Origin of the sequence: Pseudoalteromonas sp. MT33b (genome assembly GCF_014117385.1) — a bacterium.
Taxonomy (GTDB): Bacteria; Pseudomonadota; Gammaproteobacteria; order Enterobacterales; family Alteromonadaceae; genus Pseudoalteromonas; species Pseudoalteromonas lipolytica.
This window is the reverse complement of sequence record NZ_CP059831.1, coordinates 683,112-705,376: the sequence shown is the minus strand read 5'-3', so window position 1 is coordinate 705,376 and position 22,265 is coordinate 683,112. Positions and strand designations below refer to the sequence as shown.

Below are 22,265 nucleotides of genomic sequence, written 5' to 3'. Positions count from 1 at the left end.
GAAAAGAACCGCTCATTGAGCGGTTCTTTTATCACTGTCTGTATTGATTGTTACAGAAGACCTAGCTTTTTAAGTTCAGCCATTGCCATCTTGCCTGAAAGCGGCACATAACCATCTTTCTCAACAATTTTTTGACCATCTACTGATAACACCATTTTTAAGAACTCTGCATCAATAGGTGCAAGTGGCTTATTAGGGTGTTTGTTAACGTATACATATAAGAAACGAGAAAGTGGGTATTTGCCCGTTGCAACGTTTTCTAATGTCGCATCAACAAAGTTATCACCTTTCTTAGCAAGTGGCACAGTACGTACACCCGATGTCTTATAACCGATACCTGAGTAACCAATCGCATTCACTGACGAAGAGATTGACTGAACAACCGATGCAGAACCTGGTTGCTCATTTACATTGTTACGGAAGTCACCTTTACACAATGCTTTTTTCTTGAAGTAACCGTAGGTGCCTGATACTGAGTTACGACCATAAAGTTGGATATCTTTTGCAGCCCAATCACCTGTTAAGCCTACATCACTCCAACGATTTACTTGAGCATCAGCACCACACTTGCGAGTTGAAGAGAAAATAGCATCCACTTGGTCAATACGTAAACCTTCGATTGGGTTATCTTTATGTACAAAAACCGCTAGCGCATCAATTGCAACGCGAACTTCTGTAGGCTTGTAACCATAACGTTTCTCGAAAGCTTCAATTTCTTTAGACTTCATACGTCGGCTCATAGGGCCGAAGTTTGCAGTCCCCTCTGTCAGTGCTGGAGGCGCAGTTGAAGAGCCCGCTGCTTGGATTTGGATGTTTACATTTGGGTAAAAGCGTTTATATTCTTCCGCCCAAAAGGTCATCATATTGGCAAGTGTGTCAGAGCCCACAGATGAAAAGTTACCAGAAATACCACTTGTTTTTTGGTACTCAGGCATATCTTTATCAACTGCAGCTGCTTGAGCTGATACAAATGTTGTTACAGCCACACCCATTGCGGCAACGAGATTTTTAAATTTCATAGGGGTTACTCCGATTTGTTCGTCCCATTTCCTAACTGCAGTCTACTCTAAAGACACTAGATGACAGTTAGATTACCCTAAAATGACAGTTTTATGACTTTGCATTAATTTCTAAAGAGTCTGGTAAGCGAACGACTTTATCGCTGCCAAAGGCAAACGAAAATGTCGATCCTTCACCAACTTTACTCTTAATATTCAAATGACTATCGTGACGTGTAAGTACATGTTTTGTTATCGCTAAACCTAAGCCAGAGCCACCCGTTGTGCGACTACGTGCTTTATCTACTCGATAAAAACGCTCTGTTAGGCGATTAATATGTTCGCTGGCAATACCATCACCGTTATCAGTGACACTAAACGCAGCCTGATTATTTTTAAGCTGCCAATCGACCACAATTTTACCGCCAGGCTTAGTGTAATGAATGGCGTTAAATACCAAATTAGAAAATGCACTGCGTAACTCATCCTCAGCACCTTTAATATCTAAATGGCTATCGACATTAAAAATAAGCTCATGGCCTTTATCTTGATTCAGCGATTGTGCTTCTGTGTGAATATAGGTGAGTAACTTTGGCACATTCACAGGCTTGTCGTTGTCTTGACGGCGAGCGCCTTCAATGCGAGACAATGACAAGAGTTGGTTTACTAGACTGTCCATGCGTTTGCATTGTTCGAGCATCGTTGTTTGCGCTTTATTCCACATACTTGGCGGTGGCATGTTATCGCCATCAAGCATTTCTAAATAACCAGTCACGACCGTAAGTGGTGTTCTCAATTCGTGTGATACATTGGCCACAAAGTCTTTACGCATTTGCTCTAATTGCTTTAGTCGCGTGACATCACGAACAACCATCATTAACTGCGAGCTTGCATAGGGCATGACCCTAAATTCGAGTATTTGTTCATAACTGTGACCACCATCCAGCTCCAGTGGCTCATCAAAACTGGCTTGGTGCATATATTTAGCAAATTTAGGATCACGAATAAGGTTATCGAGTCGCTGTCCATGATCCGTTGGCCATTGTAAGCCCAATACTTTAAGCGCGAGTTGATTACACCAAATAATACTCAGATCTTTTTGCAACACCACAACCGCATCAGGTACCGCCTCTGCACCATCACGAAAACGGCGAATTAAATCAGCCAGTTCATTACGCTTTTTACGATTACGATGCTGTAAATGGTAGATCCCTTCAAAAACTTGCTCCCAAGCTCCCTCACCTTCAGGTGGGTTGAAGCTACGCTGATTAAGGAGCCAATCACTAAGGCGATAGAGTTGATGATAATGCCAAATCAGTAGTGCAAAGGAGCCTAAAAATAAAAGCAAAAATGGCGCACCTACAAGCACGCCAACTAATAACAAAGGTAAGAAATACATAAACAGGCGTTTTGCTAACGCCTGTTTATTGACTACTCGATACATACACTCACTTTACCTTAAGGATGTAAATTAGCTGAATATAGTCAGCCAACGCACTTATAATTTACTTGAAAAACGATAACCTGCACCACGCACAGTTTGTACGAGCCTGTCATGTCCAAGGGGTGCTATCGCTTTACGTAAACGACGAATATGTACATCAACAGTACGGTCTTCAACGTAAACGTTTGTTCCCCATACATGATCAAGTAATTGTTCACGGCTGTAAACACGTTCAGGGTGAGTCATGAAAAAATGCAGTAGTCTAAATTCAGTAGGTCCCATATCTAATTCGCTTCCCTCAGAGGTGACACGATGTGAAATAGGGTCAAGGCGCAAACCATGTACTTCAATAGCCTCTTCGAGTGAAGTCGGCGATACACGGCGGATAACCGCTTTAATACGGGCCATTAATTCTTTTGGCGAAAATGGTTTAGTAACATAATCATCAGCACCCACTTCAAGACCGCGTACTTTATCTTCTTCTTCACCGCGGGCTGTTAGCATAATAATAGGGATTTGACGTGTATATTCGCTTTGCTTAAATTTCTTCGCAATCTGAATTCCGCTTCCACCGGGTAGCATCCAGTCTAATAAAACCATATCGGGGTATGGCTCAACCATTGCCTCAATTGCAGAATCATAATCTTCGGCTTCAATTGCTTGAAAACCATTTTGCTCTAAAACAAAAACCAGCATCTCTCTGATAGGCGCTTCGTCATCGACGACTAGTACTTTACGTGACATTCCAATTTATCTCTTTCGTTAGCGAACTGGTTTCATTATTATGACTAAGTATGACATTTTTATGAAAGTCTAACGAGTAATTCAAAAAGCACCAAAAAAACTCAGTAAAAATGAATGGTTTTCCGCTTAAATATGCTTTTTTACACCTTAAAAGTCATACCTTAATGTTACAGCAAGGTGATCTTCATCAGCTTTATTATCGAGTGAAAACTGCGTATACCACATATACATACGTGCTTGTTTCGAAAGGCTTCTCTCAACGCCGACCGATGTTCCGGTGCCAGAGTCTTTTAATTTACCAAAGTCTCCTTCTGAGTCTTGATATTGAGCAAGTAACTTATACTTATCAATTTTATAAGAGGCACTAAGCAAAAAACCATCTTCAGTATCTGAGCCTGATACTTTTTCACTTTGTTGATACATGCCCCCAATCACAAGATCACCTATTTTGCTTTGTGCAGTAAACCGCGTGATGTCGTAACCCGCAACCTGACTGTCATGTGCAACACTTACAAAATAAGGTGTGTTTTTAAGTTTGCTATCACCGTATATAAAGGCAGCAGAGATGCCTGTTTCATCATCTTGCTTTGAATTGTCTTCAGCAATATACGTCACAACAAATTGTAAGTTTCCGACAATTGGTGAGCTGTAATGTACGACATCACCTAAACGATTTTCACCATTAAACAATGCTTTAACGTCCCCATTAAAGTCATTCATTTGGTCAATCTTGCCTTGTGATATTTTAAGGGCAGTATCATGACGGCCTAAAACAATTTGACCATAACTGCCTTGTAAACCGACATACTGATTACGCGCAGAGATATTTTCTTCGGTTTTACCATCGCTATCTTGATCTGCTGCATTTACAGCAAACTCAAACTTATAAACCGCTTTCAGACCCTCATTTATTTCACCGCTGCCTTTAATTCCAATCCGCGAGCTGTAGCTTTCAACTGATGTTTTACTTCCTTCATTGGTGTCACTATTGGCAACCCCTAAATGCGCCCGACCATATATATCAACGGCTTCAGCAACACTATTAAAAGAAAGTAGGCACATTGCAAAGCTCGAGAACATAATGGCGGTTTTTTTCATGGTAGCGATCCTTAATGTAAGCAATAACTTAAAAATCGAACATAAAGCCATATTGGTCAAGTTCTAAACAGTATATTTAAGATAAACATTTCAGATCACTGATCTACTAACTTCGGCGAGTCAGGATCAGATTTTTACCAAGCCGATCTATTTCGGATCATGATCTTACTAAGTTAGTCTACTAACTCTTTGATTTAATGCTCAACACGTTACCCGCTTGTTTAAAAGTTAAACAAAAATAGGCAATGATCATCCTAAAACTAGTAAAATAATGATCCGGGCTATTTATGGTTAGTAAAACAATGATCTTAAAATAAACAGTAAGTAAAACACTGATCCGTTAAGATCGAGGCAATAAAAAACCGGCAATTAAAGCCGGTTTTTTATATTAGTATCAATTACTTGATTTTAGGATCAAGTTCACCTGATAAGTATTTCAGGTGCATATCATCTAATGAGATAGGTTTGATCTTACCTGCTTGACCTGCTGTGCCAAATGCTTCATAGCGAGCAACACAAATTTCTGTCATCGCTTTCGTTGCTTCAGCTAAATATTTACGCGGATCGAAATTCGCAGGGTTTAGTGCAAGGTGACGACGAATGGCACCTGTTGATGCTAAACGTAAATCGGTATCGATATTCACTTTACGCACGCCATACTTGATACCTTCGATGATCTGCTCAACTGGCACACCATAAGTTTCAGGGATCTCACCACCGTATTGGTTAATTACTTCTAACCATTCTTGCGGCACTGAAGACGAACCATGCATAACTAAGTGTGTGTTAGGAATACGCGCGTGAATTTCTTTGATGCGATCAATCGCTAAAATATCGTCTGTTGGTGGACGCGTGAACTTGTATGCACCATGTGATGTACCACACGCAATTGCCAGTGCATCAACGTGAGTTTTACGAACGAAGTCAGCCGCTTCTTCAGGATCTGTAAGCATTTGATCTGTTGTAAGCTTGCCTTCTGCGCCTACGCCATCTTCTTCACCCGCTTCACCAGTTTCAAGAGAACCGAGTACACCTAGCTCGCCTTCAACTGATACGCCACACGCGTGCGCCATTTCAACTGTTTGACGAGTAACTTCTACGTTGTACTCATAGCTTGAAGGTGTTTTACCATCAGACATCAATGAACCATCCATCATGACTGATGAAAAGCCTAATTGAATAGAACGTTGACACACACCAGGTGACGTACCGTGGTCTTGGTGCATAACGACAGGGATATGTGGCCATTCTTCAACAGCTGCTAAAATCATATGACGAATAAAAGGGGCACCAGCATATGCACGTGCGCCAGCTGAGCCTTGTACGATTACTGGGCTATTAGTTTTGTCAGCTGCTTCCATAATTGCACGCATTTGCTCTTGGTTATTAACGTTAAACGCTGGTACGCCATAACCATGTTCAGCTGCATGATCAAGAAGTTGTCGCATACTGATTAAAGCCATTTGGTATTCTCCAAATTGTATCGACAGTAGTTTCCTACCATCTAGTTTGAACGGATAAATTATTTTTTGATGCATCACTGCATCACGAGAAGCCATCGCTTACCGCAAAAACTGTCTATAAAATAAGGGTGAGAGGTATTTTATAAACAGCCAAACCAGCGTAATTAAATAACCACGCTGGTGTTCGTACTAATTACTTAGCACGCTCTTCTAGCATAGCAACTGCTGGTAATTTTTTCCCTTCTAAAAATTCAAGGAAAGCACCACCACCTGTTGAAATGTAAGACACTTTATCGGCAATACCGTATTTATCAATCGCAGCAAGCGTATCACCGCCGCCCGCAATTGAGAATGCGCTTGAATTTGCGATAGCTTCAGCAATCGCACGCGTGCCATTACCAAATTGGTCAAATTCAAATACGCCAACTGGACCATTCCACACAACCGTGCCTGCTTTTGCAATAATATCTGCAAGCTGTTTCGCTGTATCTGGGCCAATATCGAAAATCATATCTTCATCGGTTACTTCATTCACATCTTTCAATGTCGCAACAGCCGATTCTGAGAACTCATTACCAACAACAACATCAGTTGGCACTGGAATTTCACCATTATTTGCTTTTGCAGCGGCACTTAATTTATTTGCTTCGTCAATTAAGTCAGCTTCAAATAAAGACTTGCCTACAGGGTGACCAGCTGCTGCGATGAAAGTATTTGCAATACCTCCACCCGTAACAAGTTGATCAACCACTGTTGATAGTGAATCAAGTACGGTTAACTTAGTCGACACTTTAGAGCCACCAACGATAGCCACTAAAGGACGCGCAGGGTTATCAAGCGCTTTACCCAAAGCGTCTAGCTCTGCGGCTAAAAGTGGGCCTGCACACGCTACATCGGCAAATAAACCAACACCGTGCGTTGATGCTTGTGCACGGTGAGCCGTACCAAATGCATCCATCACGTAAACATCACATAATGCAGCTAGCTTTTTAGATAATGCTTCATCATTTTTCTTTTCACCTACGTTAAAACGTACGTTTTCAAAAACAACCACTTCATTATCTGCCACGTCAACGCCATCTAGGTAATCTTTTTCAAGACGAACCGTTTGCTCAAGCGCATCATTTAAATAATTAACGACAGGGGCGAGTGAAAACGCTTCATCATATTCCCCTTCCGTAGGGCGGCCAAGGTGTGACATCACCATTACTTTTGCGCCTTTTTCTAACGCTAATTTAATAGTAGGTAATGCTGCACGAATACGTGCATCAGAGGTCACTTTACCTTCTTTTACAGGCACATTTAAATCTTCACGAATTAACACGCGTTTGCCGTTTAAATCTAAATCTGCCATTTTAATGACCGACATGGACTTCTCCTTTGTTAACGATACTAAATTATAGTTATAAGTTATTGGCTTACAGCCATCATCGCACGCGCTGTATCGAGCATACGATTCGCAAATCCCCACTCATTATCGCACCACACTAACAACTTTATCAGTCGTTTATGACTAACACGTGTCTGAGTGCCATCTATGATACAAGAATGTGAGTCATGATTAAAATCTACCGACACCAGCGGCTCTTCAGTGTAACTTAAAATCCCTTCAAGGCGATCTTTTGCTGCTAACTTAAGTGCTTGATTAACGTCGCCTAAATCAACATCAGTGTTTACCGTGACGCTTAAGTCCATCGCGGTGACGTTAATCGTCGGTACACGCACGGCAATGGCTTCAAAGCGGCCATGAAACTTAGGTAAAATACGTTCGATACCACGGGCAAGTTTTGTATCTACAGGAATAATAGACTGGCTTGCCGCACGGGTACGACGTAAATCATGATGATAAGCGTCGATCACTTGTTGATCATGCATCGAGGCATGAATTGTCGTGATTGCCCCAGATTCAATAGAAAATGCATCATCTAATACTTTAATCACAGGCACAATACAGTTAGTTGTACATGAGCCATTAGAAACAATTGTATGCGCTGCTTTTAATTCATCGTCGTTGATACCATACACAATGGTTGCATCAACGTCGGCATCTGCAGGTTGCGAAAAAAGTACTTTTTTAGCCCCTGCATTTAAATGTAACTTAGCATGTTCACGCGAGTGATAAACACCCGTGCATTCAAGTACAACATCGACATCAAGGGTTTGCCAGGGCAATTCTGCCGGATTCTCTTCGGCAAATAGCGCAATAGAGTCACCTGCGACTGTTAGCGTATCTTCACCTAAATTAACAGGAAACGAAAAACGACCGTGGGATGTATCGTACTTAAGGAGATGGGCAATGCCCTTAGGGTCAGCTAATTCGTTAATAGCGACAATTTTGATTTGATCTTCAAGCCCTGATTCATAAAGGGCTCGGACAATATTACGCCCAATACGACCAAAACCATTGATTGCAAGTTTGATTGCCATGAAGAAGAAAATCCACTCTATTTGCTTGCAGATAAAGACAGCTGCCTTTTAGATGACGGTATTGTAATCGACCTTACACTTTTTTATAAGAGGGCAAGCTAAAATAAAGTGGTTTTAGGTGTTTTAGATGACGCTGGTTTTGGTAATCGACCTTACACTTTTTTATAAGAGGGTGCGCTTAAATAAAGTGGTTTTAGGTGTTTTAGATGACGTTGGTTTTGGTAATCGACCTTACACTTTTTTATAAGAGGGTGCGCTTAAATAAAGTGGTTTTAGGTGTTTTAGATGACGCTGGTTTTGGTAATCGACCTTACACTTTTTTATAAAAGGGCAAGATAAAATAAAGTGGGTTTAGGTGTTTTAGATGACCCTGGTTTTGGTAATCGACCTTACACTTTTTTATAAGAGGGTGCGCTTAAATAAAGTGGTGTAAAGTCGTGGTGGCGATAATTGAAAAATACCGTCTTCAGCAGTCCCTAGTCTTATTCAGCTTTGATTGTTATATCCATCGACGAACTGCTTTTTTATATTCACTATATTCATGCCCAAACTTTTGCTGCATGTACCTCTCTTCAGGCACTATTTGAAATCGATTCATGTAAAGGACAAACACCACAGGCAGCATAATATTTACGATATTTCCCAAATAAATACCCCACCCGATTAATATAAGTAAAAAACCGACATACATCGGGTTTCGACTAACTTTATAGACTCCATGAGTGACAAGGCTTGCCGACTCCTCAGGCAATCTCGGATCGACCGTCGTGCCAGCAGAGCGAAACTCATAAACACCCAATAAAGAGAAAGCGACCCCTATTAATGCGGTGATCACTGCCACAGGTAACAAAACGGCAAGCGTCATACTAAAAGGTGCCAACACGTCAGCTAACACCCACATTATGGCAGCTAATATCACGACTTGAATAATTGGCGGCACTGTTAACTCTAATTTATTCATATCAATTCCGTTTGTTGTCTAACTTTGCGATGAGCATAACACATTACAGTAACTCCCCCACTTTTAAGGCTTTACCCCGACTGATTTGATGACACTGCGCTAAAAAAAGCTCGGCGGTGGCCATGGCATCGGTTAAAGCATGGTGAGAACTGTAATGAGGTAAGCCATAGCGTTTACGGCACTCGCTTAATGTTAGGTCATCGTGGCCTATTTCATGGCCTTGCTGATGGAGACGCTTTTTTTCAATAACGAACGTATCAAGAATTAACCGCGCTTTAGCTTCTAAGCCTAGTTTACGGCACGCTTGTTTTAAAAACCCCCAATCAAGCGTCGCGTTATGAAAAACTAAAATACAGTCATCAACGTGTTGGTGAAGCTTAGCAAGAATTGCTTCAAGGCTTTCACCGCTATCGATATCTTGCTTGGCAATGCCGTGATAAATAGGGCTTTGCTCTAGGCTCTGTACGTCTTTATTAATTATGTGCTGTGCCCCACTCATTTTAATGCACTGGTCTTCTATCATCACCCATGCCACCGAGACAATTTCATGTTGGCGGGGATCAAGCCCCGTTAGTTCCATATCTATCACAACGTAACGTTCTTTATAGGCATCAGCTGCCAATAATTGTTTGCGAGCCACATAACGACTGAGCCAACGTTTAACCATCAGTTATCCTCATAAGCTGCCACGCGCAAACTTAAAAGCGGCGGCTTGCTGAGCTTGTTTAACTAAATAAAAGGCTTCTTTTAATTGATGGCGTTCTAAAGAATTCAAGGTATTGGGGTTAATACAATTGCTCGGTAAGCCTTCTTCATTTATTTGTGTGCGTAAGCGCAGTTGCGTTAAGAAACGCCAACAATCTTTTAAGTTATAAACATCGTCTTTATTAAGTAAAGAATACTTCAGCAGTGCATCCAAACGCTCTTGGGTATTCGCCCGCTGAATACCCGCTTTGAGTGAATACAAACGCACTATATCGTTAATAATCACCACGCCGCGTTTTTTTAAATCAAGGTACTTGTGCTGTTTCGCATCTTTTTCTAATTTAAATTGGTTAAATAACCCAATGGGCACATGAGTATTTTTAATATCACTCGCCATAGCAGCATAAAATAAATCATTTTTAGAGATACGTTTTAATTGCTCATAAAAGCGCGTGTACAGTGACGTTGAGCCCTCAATAAAGCGTAAATCAAAGTAGATTTTACAATTTAACATGGCTTCTGGAGTCGGCGATGTAATCCATTTATAAAAGCGTTCACACCACTCACTGATGCCCATTCGACACTGTGCATTACTGGCCATAATGTTACCTGGACAACGTTTAATACCGCATTCAACCAACTGCTCACACACAAACTCCCCCATACGTTTAAAGTAGTCTTGCTGCTCTGTTGTTAAATCATCAGGTAAAAGTAAACCATTATCTTGGTCAGAATGCAGGGTTTGCTCTTCACGGGCTTGTGAGCCAAAACAAATAAAACTAAAGTGACTAGGGGCAGCGCCGTTATCTTCTTGAAATAAATGAATTAAACGCGAAGTTAACGCATCGGTTAAACCACTTAATAACTTACCGATAAGCGATATATCATCAATATTATTCGAAAAGCCTTTTAATAAGCTGGGGATCTCTTGCGAATAGCGCTTTAAATCAACCACTGAGTGGGCTTTATATATGCGCCCAATTAATTGCACTGGGTCGCTTTTTTGCTGACGCAGTAAATCAGTACTGGTCAACATGCCTAAGGGCTTATGATATTCATCGAGCACAGGTAAATGATGAATATTGTGTTTGAGCATTAAGTGCAGCGCTGAGAACACCCGATTATTCTCAAAAATAAACTTTGGCTTACAAGTCATAATCGTGCTCACAGACTCGTGTGGGTCAACCTCATCAGCAAGCACGCGATTACGAAGATCTCGGTCTGTAACCACCCCTACTAAGCGCTCGTTCTCAGTCAACATTATTGATGAAACACCCTGCTGCTTCATTTTTTTGGCTGTTTGGCGAATACTCGCATCAGGCGAAAGAGTTACCGCTTTGCGGTTCATTAACTCTGCTATTTTCTTCTCAGACCAACTGTCGTTTTGACTCTTATAATGCGATGACAACAAACGATTCTTATGAGCACGGACAAAGTATTGCTCAAACACTTTGTACTCGCGGCGTAAATAATCAAAAGACGCTTGGTCCAGCATATAAACAATGCCTTCTTTTTGCACCGAGAGACTATTTTGAATAGCCTCCCCCGTTAGCAAAGAGGGAAAGCCAAAATAATCCCCTGCAGAGAGCTTCGTGATCACATCCCCTTTTGCATCGACTAAGTCATAATCTCCTGAGCGAATTAGAAATAATCTCGGATTGTCAGAGCATAACCATTTATTTTGGTTTTCTCGTGTGAGGTAAATAATATCGAGGTGATTAACAAAATACTCGCTTGCCGCCGAATCGAGCTGATTAAACGGTGTTTGATTAATTACAAATTGGGCGACTTCCTGTTGCTCTGCATTCATAGCTATTCTCGAAATTAAGTGAGGCTAATAACTACACTACCCCTGTTTTAAAAAAATAAAAAGCCCGACTTAAGTCGGGCTTTGGGTTTATCAAAAGTGTGTTCTTTTAGTACCGGTTTGTTAGTGCGCGTGCGCTGCACTTGACCCTTTAGGGTTACGAATGCCTTCCACCATTTCTTGAATTTCAACAGGTGTTTCAGCTGTTAGTTTAAGTACGATACCTGCTACTGCAAAGTTAATAATCATACCCACTAAACCAATCCCCTCAGGTGAAATACCAAATAACCAGTTAGCTGGGCCATTTAATTCAGGGCTAACAAACTTGAAGTAAATAATGTACGCCGCGGTGAATGTAATACCTGTAACCATACCTGCGATCGCACCTTCTTTGTTCATCTTCTTAGAGAAGATACCCATGATAATCGCCGGGAAGAAACTTGCAGCCGCTAAACCGAATGCAAATGCCACCACCGACGCTACGAATCCAGGCGGGTTAATACCAAAGTACGCTGAGATAACAATGGCGACCATCGCAGCAAGTCGCGCTGCAAGTAGTTCTTGCTTATCACTAATATCTGGTTTCAAGGTACGTTTTAACAAGTCATGCGATACCGAGGTCGAAATAACCAATAACAAACCCGCGGTGGTTGACAGTGCTGCCGCAATACCACCTGCTGCAACAAGGGCTACTACCCATGCTGGTAAGTCGGCAATCTCTGGGTTAGCAAGTACCATGATGTCGCGGTCAACATTCACTTCATTGGCGCTATTTGGATCATCAATCTTGCCAGCTGAGTAGAACATTTTGCCATCACCGTTTTTATCGTTAAAAGTGATTAGGCCTGTTCTTTCCCAATTTTTAACCCATGCAGGTGCTTCAGCATACTCTGTACCGTTACCATCTTTACCGTTAATAGTATCAATCATGTTTACACGTGCAAACGACGCAACAGCAGGTGCAGTTGTATAAACGATAGCAATAAATACTAATGTCCATGCCGCAGAGATACGCGTGTCTTTAACACGTGGAACCGTGAAGAAACGTACGATAACATGAGGTAGACCCGCAGTACCCACCATAAGCGCACCCGTGATTGCGAATACATCGATCATACTCTTAGAGCCTTCGGTGTACTGCGCAAAACCGAGTTCGGTACTCAGTCCATCTAATTTATCAAGCACGTACTGGCCAGAACCATCTGCAAGCGTGGCACCAAAACCAGTTTGTGGGAAAAAGTGACCTGTCATCATCATTGAAATGAAGATTGCTGGAACAAGGTAAGCAAATACCAGTACGCAGTATTGCGCAACTTGCGTGTAAGTAATGCCCTTCATGCCGCCAAGAACAGCATAGAAGAATACAATCACCATACCAATGTAAACACCGGTCTCAATATCCACTTCTAAGAAGCGAGAGAATACAACACCAACACCCCGCATTTGACCCGCGATGTACGTGAAACAGATAAAGATTGCACATAAAATTGCAACCACACGTGCTGTTTGTGAGTAATAACGGTCACCAATGAAATCAGGGACGGTGAACTTACCAAACTTACGTAAGTAAGGTGCTAAACACAGCGCCAGTAATACGTAACCACCCGTCCAGCCCATGAGGTAAACACCCCCATCGTAACCCGCAAACGAGATAATACCCGCCATTGAGATAAACGATGCTGCACTCATCCAGTCAGCTGCTGTTGCCATACCATTTGCAAGAGGAGGAACGCCACCACCTGCAACATAGAATTCATTAGTAGACCCTGCACGAGCCCAAATTGCGATGCCGATATAAAGCGCGAAGCTTAAACCGACGATAATAAACGTGAGTGTTTGAACATCCATTGCTTAGCTCCTATTCGTCTACGCCATATTTTTTATCTAACGTATTCATTTTGAAAACGTACACAAAAATCAAAGCTACAAAGGTGTAAATTGCGCCTTGCTGGGAGAACCAGAAGCCGAGTTTAAACCCAAAAAAACGTACTTCATTCAGTACATCTACCAATAAAATGCCAAAACCAAATGAAACGATAAACCACACTGCTAACAGTTTGAATAGCAGCGAAATGTTTTCCGCCCAGTAAGCTTTTGCTTGTTCTTCGTCTTTAAAAGCCATTTTTATCCCCTTATGCATTACTTAAAAGTAATGAGTGGTATTAGTTGTCATTAACTAAGTTAGCAACGGTTCGGCATTATGGAATTGAGACCATAGTCGTAACAGTCAGTTTACGTTTACGTAAACTGTAAAACACCTTTTGTTAATCAATGGTAAAAAACCATATTTAACAATAAGTTAACCTATGAATATAAATGAGAGAAATAACCAAAATAGTAAAAACGAATGATCTGCGACATTAGTCTAATAAAAAGGCCAAAATAAAATTAAGCATTAAATATCATAAACTTGTAAAAATTGATTTTTAACAAATCAAAATCAACACATCGAAATCAGCTTTAATTCTGGTAAGGTAGTGGTATTACAATAATGACTGAATTTGAACATGACTGCTGCGCTTATTTTTGTTGCTCTTGCCTACATTGGTGTATTGTTTTGGTTAGCAAACTGGGGGGATAAAACCACGCCTCTGGCTAAACGCATTAGCCATCACCCTTTTGTTTATTCGTTTTCATTAGGGATTTACTGTACATCGTGGACTTACTATGGCTCAGTCGGTACTGCCGCCACCAGCAGTTGGAATTACCTTCCTATTTTAATTGGTCCTGCGCTGTTATTTTTCTTTGGCCAAGGCTTTTTACGAAAACTGGTACTTGTTAGTAAAAAACAAAATATTACGACCATTGCCGATTTTATTTCTGCTCGGTATGGAAAAAGACAAACAACAGCAATCATGGTCACAGTTATTGCACTGTTGGCGACCATTCCTTATATCGCGCTGCAATTAAAAGCCCTTAGTAGTAGCTTTTTATTATTACAAAACGACAACCGTATCTCAGGGTCAATGTTAGCGTTGTCAGCGACGCTAATTATGGCCATGTTTGCAATATTTTTTGGGACCCGTAAGGTCGATGTTACTGAATATCGCTCTGGGTTAATGCTGGCTGTTGCGTTCGAATCGATGGTGAAACTATTAGCTTTAGCTGCAGTGGCTGGGCTTGCCTTATACACGTTATTTAACTTAAACAGCGTACAAAGCGAGCAGTTAACTGGGTCACTGTGGCAGCACTGGCATAATTTTGACTTTTTTAGCTTTAATTTTATCGGTCAATCGTTAATGGCCGCGGCGGCAATAATCTGTTTACCAAGACAATTCCATGTAACCGTTGTTGATAACCAAGATAAACGCCATCTTTATACCGCCCGCTGGGCTTTTCCGCTTTATTTATTGCTTACTGCTGCAATGATTTTCCCTATTGCCACAGCAGCAATCCACCCTGGTATCGGCAGTGGTTTTTCACCCGACAGCTTTGTGTTAGCCCTGCCTTTAATGCACGAAAATGCATTTTTAACCACCTTTGTATTTATCGGTGGATTATCGGCAGCCACCGCGATGATTGTCGTCGCGACACTCACACTCAGTACTATGATCTCAAATGATGTGGTGCTGCCATTAATGTTGCGTCGCAAATTTAAACGTAACCTCATCACCAGTAGCTACAAATCACAAATATTACTGGTGAGACGTTTTACTATTGCCGGTATTCTGATCCTGTCTTATTTTTATCAACAATGGTTTGGCCATGGCAAAGCCCTCGCCAGTATGGGCTTAGTTGCATTTTCGCTTGTATCTCAACTACTCCCTGCCATTGTCGGTGGCTTATATTGGCGTAAAGGTCATGCTTACGGGGTATATGCAGGGTTACTTGCAGGCTTTATATGTTGGGTGTTATTCCTCATGTTACCGATTTTAGATGCCGGTAATAGCCTAAATGCAGAACTACAACAAACCCTTATTACGCGCGGAACACTCATTGCGTTGTTTGCCAATATTGGTTGCTATATAAGTTTCTCGTTAGGGGCTGATGAGCGTTTAATTGATAAAATTCAAGCGGCTGCATTTGTTAACCCCAAAGAACAAGCGGTGTTTGCACGGCGTTTAAATAAAAATGTAAAGGCCACTGTGTACGACTTTAAAGTACTGCTACAGACCTTTTTAGGTATTCAACGCAGTCAGCAAGTACTGGCGCATTTCGCTTTAACGCACAAGCTAGATGATAATAATGCCCACCCTGCCCCTGAATTTATCGCCTATTGCGAACGCGCTTTAACGGGTGTATTGGGCGCGTCATCGGCGCAAGCGCTTATTCATACTGTCGCTTCTGGTAAACGAATGGCCTTTGAAGAAGTGGTAAACTTCTTTGACGAAACAACACAAGCTCTGCAATTTAATCAAAACTTATTATTCACATCACTTGAAAACCTCAGCCATGGTATTTCGGTTGTCGACAAAGAACTCAATTTAGTCGCGTGGAACAAGCGTTATGCCGAAATGTTTAACTACCCCGAAGGGTTCTTAGAGGTGGGTCAAGCCATTGAAGAAGTGATTCGCTACAACGCCGAACGCGGTGAATGCGGCCCCGGTGAAATAGAGCGACACGTAGAAAAACGTGTACAACACCTTAAAAATGGCAGTCCACATCACTTTATTCGTCATCGCCGAAATGGCCAAGTATTTGAAATGATAGGTAACCCATTACCTGATGGCGGCTTTGTGACCAGTTTCTCTGATATTACAGCGCATATCGAAACACAAAATGCCCTTGAAGAAGTGAATATGGATCTTGAAAATCGGATTGAAGCACGCACGCAAGAAATCCGAACAATCAATAGAGATCTACAAGCACAAATAGACAGTCGTGTACAAACTGAGCAAGCACTTACTTTAGCTAAAAAAGAGGCCGAGCAAGCTAACGACAGTAAAACCCGATTTTTAGCACTCGCAAGTCACGACATACTTCAACCGCTAAATGCTGCCCGCCTGTACTTGGCGGCAATTGATGATAAGACGCTTTCAAGTAACAATTTAAATAACTTTGAAAAACTGGGGGCAAGCCTCGATTCAACTGTCCACTTAATGTCGGCACTGCTTGAAATAGCCAAGTTAGAACAAGGCGCAATGACCCCAACACCTCGCCACTTTAGCATTGATGACATTTTAGCCCCGTTGAAAAATGAATACGCCATCATGTCAAGCGAAAAAGGTCTTAAGCTTAAAGTGCGATCAACCGGTGTTATTGTACATAGCGACATCACTTACTTACGTCGTATTGTTCAAAATCTTGTTTCAAATGCTGTTAAATACACTAATAGCGGCCAAGTTTTGATTGCGTGTCGCAAACGAAAACATCATTTAAGAATCGAGGTATGGGATACCGGCCCTGGCATTTCAGAGCTAGAACAAGCGAAAATCTTTAATGACTTTTACCGCATTGAAGCGGGCGATAATAAAGGTGTAGGCCTAGGTCTTGGGGTCGTAAAAAGAATGGTCGACCTTTTGTCTTTGCGTCTCGATGTAAGCTCAACACCCGGCAAAGGAAGTCGCTTTAGTATTGAAGTGCCCTACGGAGACAGTCAATTTATACAACAAAAAGAGACACCGAAAAAAGGCGTTGAGAATCGTACAGCCATGAATATTGTGGCTGTTGATGATGACCCCGAAAACCTGCATGCAATGGCAAGTTTATTACAAAAATGGCAAGCAAATTATAAGCTATTTGAAAATGTCGACACCGTACTTGCGTATGCCAAAGAACATCGCGCCCCCGACGTGATTCTAATGGATTATCAGCTTGGCCATGATTGCGACGGCATTACCTTAATAAAAACACTTCGAGAGATTTGGCAAAGCCCTGTTCCTGCCATTTTAATTACCGCAGTGCGTGACGAAGCCCTAAAACAGCAAACCAAAGCCGATAATATTCACTACTTGAGCAAACCGGTGAAACCGGCAAAATTAAAAGCGCTGCTTAATCACAGCACTTAAATGACCCCATTATTAAGGCAAAGCAACGGGCTTTGCCTTAAACTTTTGAAATAACCAGCTCAGTGCCACTAAAGATAATCCCAGCCCTATAAACGAGACGGCTCTTAACAGCCCTGTTAAATTTGCCATATCAATCAAAAATACCTTTAATACCACCAGCGCTAATAAACCAAGCCCTAGCTTTTGCACCGTAGCCAATGACTTTAAATGACCCATCACTACCACTAAAGCACCTATGATCAACCACACTAATGAATAGCTATAAAGCTCAGCATCTGAGGTAGGCTGCGCTAAGTTAATAAACTCACCTTGCCAGTTATGGCGTATTTCTGCATTAATATACAGTGCGGTGAAAGCACCCGCTAAAATATAAAATGGCTTCAGTAAACGGGAATTAATAGACCTAGTTAATTGACCTGCCCATACACATATTAATGCCGGCACTAACCACACAAGTAGTAACCAGTTAAAAACAGGCATTTGACCAATGCGTATCTGTGCAAAGAAAGGATTTAACTCCATGAATAAAGTAGCAGCGAGCACCCCTGCAAGTGCCAGTAATCCTAACCCCGCTAGTTGGTAAAGTTTTACCATTTGCTGCGTATACCGAGCACGCAGTAAATATACACACCCTAATACCCCCCAATTACACGTAAGCAAGATGTGCTCGTACACTGACAGGTTATTAAAGTCAGGATAATGCCCAACCAATTGATAACTGGTCTCTGTGGTAACAAATAAAGCAATACAGTGTAAGCCTGCGCCTTCTAACCAAACCCTCAATGGCTGCTGTTGCCAAAACCTTGCGGCCCAATAAAATAACCCAGCACACAAAGGATAGACAACAATACTCCAATGAACGCCAAGCAATACTGCATCACTGTAACTTGGTGTCCAAGGTGCTAAGCTTAAGCGTACCAACAAACACGCTATTAACGCTTTTAATGGCCACATTGGTAAACGCAGTGCATGCTTATTAATATAAAAGCTAATTAATACAACCTGCATAGCTAATGCAAGCGTCAAACTACTTCCTTCAAGCAACATTGTGAGCGCTAAGCTGATGTTGCCATTGCCACCTAACCAAAAACAAAAAACCTGTAAGGGCTGCTTGTTACGCACCGCTAATTTAAATAACAGTGCACTGACCCCCAATAACACCGTACACCAGAGCGGATAAGCATCTGTAAGCGCATAATTTGGCGTAATAGCATACAAGCAACCAATAATCACAAAGCTCGACAGCGAAGCTATCAGCGAGAATCCTAACCGCTGTGGATATTTGCGTGCGAACAGCAAACCATAACTAATAAACAGCGCGATAAAAAACAGCCCGACTCCGTAGTTTTGCCTAAACACAAAAAGCTGCTCGTTAAAATCAACGCTATTACGCTGGCTAATTAATAACAGCACAACACAGCCAACTGCAATCGCTAACCAACTATCCCACGCGCTGTTTTTAAGCACTAAAAACAACAGCACACTGACCATTAACAGACTACTAAGTTGCCAAGTGAGTAACGCATTATTGCTAAACATCAAAAAACCAAGCGGCGCTAAAATCGCTATAAGCAATGGATTATCGGGTAGTTGCTTAAGCTGCTTTATGAAACGCTGAGGGCGGTGTTCTATTTGACTAAACTTGAGACCCAAACGCACAATCGCAATCAGTAGAAAGATACTGAACACAGCGTATACGTTAATAAACCACAGAATATTATGTGAAGCGCTTACTGCCACTAACCAATACCAACCAAGGTGTCCAGTCCAGAGCAAATACCAAAGCCACTGACGTTTCACATAATGAGCCACCAAAGAGGCCGAAACACTCACAAAGCCAACATAGGTCAACAAACCAACAAAGTCGTTACTCCCTGTATTCACCCAGACCGGCACACTGTAAGCACCAATAATACCAATAGCCGCAAGCAGAGGACCAAAGCGCAATGCCATCCAACTGGCAGCCAACGACACCAATGTCAAAATAGTGAAGGCAGGCAAAGGCGCTAATAATGCATAGTGGGTATAAGCAAGTAATGTTAAAGCAAAACAACTGATAAAGCCGCCACTGGCAAGCGCTGCCGGTATATAGTTATTAAAGCCTTCAAACACTATTCCTTTACGGTGCAAGTACTCTGCTGCCACAATTAAACTTACCCCAAAAACAGCGCCTAAAGTTAATCGCATCGTTTCTGACAAGAGCCCTGCTTCTAGCGAATAACGGGCTAAAAAGATTCCGCCAAAAGCAAGTGCAATAGCCCCAACCCAGGTCAGCCAATTAGTTTTAAACACTGTAATAAGAGAAGTGATAAACTCAAACGGAGCGGCTTTCCCTTGGGTAAGCATTGGCTCATGAGACGACCCCTGAGGCTGCCTTGCTGCAGAGAGCATTGGCTCAACGTGCAACGAATCAATCGTTGCTGTTATTGTTGAATGCGAAGCTGTGTTTGTTGATTGTGATGAGGTTCTTGGTACATGCTGTTGAAATTCAGTATCCGTTTGCGGCTTATCGGGCCTTGGATCAGCAAGCTTCTCTCTTAATAACGCGACTTCTTTTTTTAAAACAGACAGCTGAAATAAAGCAATTATTCCTGCAACAGAACCGCCGAATACCACTAAAACAAGCAATATTAATAACGCAATACCTTCATCCATACCCAATCCTTGTCTCTGCTTTAACAACATAAAAGCGTTCATTGTTTATACAACAAACACTTAGTAAGAGTAAAGCGATGGTCGTTTCGCGTATTTTTTATTAGCGAGGGTCAGCTCCCATTCGCTCAAACATCATTTTATAGTTTAAGTTATAGCATCATGCTCTATCCTCGCTATTTTCACCCTCACCGAGTTACGTTGCTTAAAAACGACGCTCTGTCGGGTGTGTTCACGTATCACATAAGATGCGTGCACTTCATTCACAACAAGGTGTTGTTGGCTCATCGGGTTAAACCTCAACACCATTACATGTAATATCAACAGTTTCAGCGCTTTGACTGTTATAAAGCCAGACCAGTCTGTTTAAAATTAATTATTAGATAGTCGAAATTGCGCTATGCAGCGCTAAAAAATTAGCAAATAATGACGTTCACACAAATGGGATTAGAATGAGGACTATGAACACGATTTTAACAACACAATGCGATGATGATGTGGGTCTAATTGCCAAGATCACCGGTCTTTGTCATCAACATAATTTGAATATTACCCGTAATAACGAATTTGTAGACAAAGATGCCCAACGCTTTTTCATGCGCACCGAATTAAGCGGGGTTATTTCAGATGACTTTTTACCAAGCCTTGCTGAGCTACTTCCTGATGGCGCAGAGCTTGCGCTGCACAGCAGTGAAAAAACCAAAGTGGTATTGCTTGCCACCAAAGAAGCGCATTGTTTAGGGGGAGTATTACTTAAGCAATTCGAAAAAGCCTTAAACATCGAAGTACTGGCCGTGATTGCCAACTATGCAGATTTAGCGCCACTGGCTGCAGGCTTTGGCGTGCCGTTTCATGTTGTTTCACACGAAGGTTTAAGCCGTGCTGAGCATGACCAAAAAGTGGGTGATTTAATTGCCAGCTACCAGCCTGATATTATCGGCCTTGCCAAATACATGCGTATTTTAAGCCCTGAGTTTGTGGCGCGCTTTGAAGGTAAAATTATTAATATTCACCATTCATTTTTACCTGCCTTTATTGGTGCAAAACCCTACCACCAAGCCTTTGAACGTGGGGTAAAAATCATTGGTGCAACCGCTCATTTTGTTAATAACGAACTCGATGAAGGGCCAATTATTTTGCAAGATGTGACGCATGTTAGTCATGCGGATACCGCAGAGATGATGGCAAAAATGGGTAAAGATGTTGAAAAAACAGTATTTTGCAAAGCCTTACAGTTGGCCTCTGAACATAAACTGTTTATAAACGGTAATCGAACCGTGGTGTTTGCTTAAGTAATGAATGAAGAGGCTGCTCGCCTCTTTATTATTTTTATTATCTAATGACTAGTTCGATTCAATAGGATCAAGTTGAAGTTTTGAGGCAATAAGCACGGCTTGAGTACGGTTGTATACGCCAAGTTTTCTGAAAATGGCCGTAATATGTGCTTTTACTGTCGCTTCAGAGATATGTAACTCATAAGCGATTTGCTTATTTAACAAACCTTCATGCAGGTACTGCAGCACTTTGTATTGTTGTGGGGTTAGTGATGCCACCTGAGCTGCAATTTCTTTGTCTTCGCCATCAACGGCTGCTACTTTATCTTTAAGCTCTGCTGGTAACCACACATCGCCTTCTAGAATATGATTAATCGCCATTGCGATATCATCCGATGATGATGATTTAGGAATAAATCCCATCGCACCGTATCCCATTACTTTCGACACAATATTAATGTCTTCACTCCCCGACACAACTGCAATCGGTAAGCTTGGGTAATCTTCGCGAATACGAATAAGGCCGTATAAATCGCCATTTCCTGGCATGTGAAGGTCTAGTAGTAAGATATCAAGATCTTCTTGTTCGCTTAGCACTTGCAATGTGGTATCGAAGTTTTCCGATTCAAATACTTCCAAATCCGTAAACTTAGTACTCAATGCCCCTTTCAGCGCTTCACGAAATAACGGATGATCATCCGCTATTAAAAACTGACTCATGGTTCACTCCTAATAAATTCGGCT

General features: G+C 41.7%; 16 protein-coding genes. 2 read left to right on the top strand and 14 right to left on the bottom strand.

Annotation, left to right across the window (positions count from 1 at the left end):
* Positions 1–50: 50 nt before the first annotated feature.
* The 12 genes from H3302_RS03340 to H3302_RS03285 form a co-directional block, all read right to left on the bottom strand.
* Entirely contained in the window at positions 51–1,019 is a 969-nt protein-coding gene (locus tag H3302_RS03340; protein ID WP_036970734.1) for a PstS family phosphate ABC transporter substrate-binding protein, read from the bottom strand.
* A gap of 91 nt (positions 1,020–1,110) precedes the next feature.
* On the bottom strand, positions 1,111–2,442 hold the full coding sequence (gene phoR, locus H3302_RS03335) for a phosphate regulon sensor histidine kinase PhoR (protein ID WP_182396142.1): 1,332 nt from the start codon (positions 2,440–2,442) through the stop codon (positions 1,111–1,113).
* 54 nt (positions 2,443–2,496) lie between these two features.
* Positions 2,497–3,186, bottom strand: coding sequence for a phosphate regulon transcriptional regulator PhoB (gene phoB / locus H3302_RS03330; RefSeq protein WP_036970740.1), 690 nt, complete (start codon positions 3,184–3,186; stop codon positions 2,497–2,499).
* 147 nt (positions 3,187–3,333) lie between these two features.
* Positions 3,334–4,284 carry a porin gene (locus H3302_RS03325; protein ID WP_075593156.1) on the bottom strand — a complete coding sequence of 317 codons (951 nt, stop codon included), beginning with the start codon at positions 4,282–4,284 and terminating at the stop codon, positions 3,334–3,336.
* 398 nt (positions 4,285–4,682) lie between these two features.
* Positions 4,683–5,747 (bottom strand): class II fructose-bisphosphate aldolase, encoded by a 1,065-nt coding sequence (fba, locus tag H3302_RS03320; RefSeq protein ID WP_036970746.1) that lies wholly within the window; start codon positions 5,745–5,747, stop codon positions 4,683–4,685.
* A gap of 193 nt (positions 5,748–5,940) precedes the next feature.
* The gene (locus H3302_RS03315) at positions 5,941–7,116 is read right to left on the bottom strand and encodes a phosphoglycerate kinase (protein ID WP_036970748.1); all 1,176 of its coding nucleotides are present in this window, start codon (positions 7,114–7,116) and stop codon (positions 5,941–5,943) included.
* 41 nt (positions 7,117–7,157) lie between these two features.
* Complete coding sequence (epd, locus tag H3302_RS03310; protein ID WP_118844029.1) at positions 7,158–8,174, bottom strand: erythrose-4-phosphate dehydrogenase; 1,017 nt, start codon at positions 8,172–8,174, stop codon at positions 7,158–7,160.
* A gap of 499 nt (positions 8,175–8,673) precedes the next feature.
* Positions 8,674–9,135, bottom strand: coding sequence for an isoprenylcysteine carboxylmethyltransferase family protein (locus H3302_RS03305; RefSeq protein ID WP_182396141.1), 462 nt, complete (start codon positions 9,133–9,135; stop codon positions 8,674–8,676).
* Positions 9,136–9,178: 43 nt separating this feature from the next.
* Complete coding sequence (locus H3302_RS03300; protein ID WP_180311376.1) at positions 9,179–9,802, bottom strand: 3'-5' exonuclease; 624 nt, start codon at positions 9,800–9,802, stop codon at positions 9,179–9,181.
* 9 nt (positions 9,803–9,811) lie between these two features.
* The gene (locus H3302_RS03295) at positions 9,812–11,650 is read right to left on the bottom strand and encodes a DUF294 nucleotidyltransferase-like domain-containing protein (protein WP_180311375.1); all 1,839 of its coding nucleotides are present in this window, start codon (positions 11,648–11,650) and stop codon (positions 9,812–9,814) included.
* 120 nt (positions 11,651–11,770) lie between these two features.
* Positions 11,771–13,495 (bottom strand): sodium:solute symporter family protein, encoded by a 1,725-nt coding sequence (locus H3302_RS03290; RefSeq protein ID WP_036970761.1) that lies wholly within the window; start codon positions 13,493–13,495, stop codon positions 11,771–11,773.
* Positions 13,496–13,505: 10 nt separating this feature from the next.
* A complete protein-coding gene (locus tag H3302_RS03285; protein ID WP_036970763.1) occupies positions 13,506–13,769 on the bottom strand; it encodes a DUF4212 domain-containing protein in 264 nt (87 codons plus the stop codon).
* Positions 13,770–14,154: 385 nt separating this feature from the next.
* Between H3302_RS03285 and H3302_RS03280 the strand changes: the two genes are divergently transcribed.
* Positions 14,155–17,595 (top strand): PAS-domain containing protein, encoded by a 3,441-nt coding sequence (locus H3302_RS03280; RefSeq protein WP_180311374.1) that lies wholly within the window; start codon positions 14,155–14,157, stop codon positions 17,593–17,595.
* A 12-nt stretch (positions 17,596–17,607) separates the two neighbouring features.
* On the opposite strand, the gene H3302_RS03275 is transcribed toward H3302_RS03280, so the two are convergent.
* Positions 17,608–20,250, bottom strand: a complete 2,643-nt coding sequence (locus H3302_RS03275; protein WP_182396140.1) for a DUF2339 domain-containing protein — start codon at positions 20,248–20,250, stop codon at positions 17,608–17,610.
* Between the two features lie 458 nt (positions 20,251–20,708).
* Here H3302_RS03275 and purU point away from each other — a divergent pair, with 458 nt between their 5' ends.
* On the top strand, positions 20,709–21,539 hold the full coding sequence (purU, locus tag H3302_RS03270) for a formyltetrahydrofolate deformylase (RefSeq protein WP_074988871.1): 831 nt from the start codon (positions 20,709–20,711) through the stop codon (positions 21,537–21,539).
* A 51-nt stretch (positions 21,540–21,590) separates the two neighbouring features.
* Here the strand turns inward: purU and H3302_RS03265 are convergent, their stop codons facing one another.
* Positions 21,591–22,241, bottom strand: a complete 651-nt coding sequence (locus H3302_RS03265; protein WP_036970789.1) for a response regulator transcription factor — start codon at positions 22,239–22,241, stop codon at positions 21,591–21,593.
* Positions 22,242–22,265: the final 24 nt, after the last annotated feature.

Excerpts from the sequence above, each read along its gene's own strand:
- H3302_RS03340 (WP_036970734.1), bottom strand. The coding sequence starts at position 1,019 with ATGAAATTTAAAAATCTCGTTGCCGCAATGGGTGTGGCTGTAACAACA.
- phoR (WP_182396142.1), bottom strand. The coding sequence starts at position 2,442 with ATGTATCGAGTAGTCAATAAACAGGCGTTAGCAAAACGCCTGTTTATG.
- phoB (WP_036970740.1), bottom strand. The coding sequence starts at position 3,186 with ATGTCACGTAAAGTACTAGTCGTCGATGACGAAGCGCCTATCAGAGAG.
- H3302_RS03325 (WP_075593156.1), bottom strand. The coding sequence starts at position 4,284 with ATGAAAAAAACCGCCATTATGTTCTCGAGCTTTGCAATGTGCCTACTT.
- fba (WP_036970746.1), bottom strand. The coding sequence starts at position 5,747 with ATGGCTTTAATCAGTATGCGACAACTTCTTGATCATGCAGCTGAACAT.
- H3302_RS03315 (WP_036970748.1), bottom strand. The coding sequence starts at position 7,116 with ATGTCGGTCATTAAAATGGCAGATTTAGATTTAAACGGCAAACGCGTG.
- epd (WP_118844029.1), bottom strand. The coding sequence starts at position 8,174 with ATGGCAATCAAACTTGCAATCAATGGTTTTGGTCGTATTGGGCGTAAT.
- H3302_RS03305 (WP_182396141.1), bottom strand. The coding sequence starts at position 9,135 with ATGAATAAATTAGAGTTAACAGTGCCGCCAATTATTCAAGTCGTGATA.
- H3302_RS03300 (WP_180311376.1), bottom strand. The coding sequence starts at position 9,802 with ATGGTTAAACGTTGGCTCAGTCGTTATGTGGCTCGCAAACAATTATTG.
- H3302_RS03295 (WP_180311375.1), bottom strand. The coding sequence starts at position 11,650 with ATGAATGCAGAGCAACAGGAAGTCGCCCAATTTGTAATTAATCAAACA.
- H3302_RS03290 (WP_036970761.1), bottom strand. The coding sequence starts at position 13,495 with ATGGATGTTCAAACACTCACGTTTATTATCGTCGGTTTAAGCTTCGCG.
- H3302_RS03285 (WP_036970763.1), bottom strand. The coding sequence starts at position 13,769 with ATGGCTTTTAAAGACGAAGAACAAGCAAAAGCTTACTGGGCGGAAAAC.
- H3302_RS03280 (WP_180311374.1), top strand. The coding sequence starts at position 14,155 with ATGACTGCTGCGCTTATTTTTGTTGCTCTTGCCTACATTGGTGTATTG.
- H3302_RS03275 (WP_182396140.1), bottom strand. The coding sequence starts at position 20,250 with ATGGATGAAGGTATTGCGTTATTAATATTGCTTGTTTTAGTGGTATTC.
- purU (WP_074988871.1), top strand. The coding sequence starts at position 20,709 with ATGAACACGATTTTAACAACACAATGCGATGATGATGTGGGTCTAATT.
- H3302_RS03265 (WP_036970789.1), bottom strand. The coding sequence starts at position 22,241 with ATGAGTCAGTTTTTAATAGCGGATGATCATCCGTTATTTCGTGAAGCG.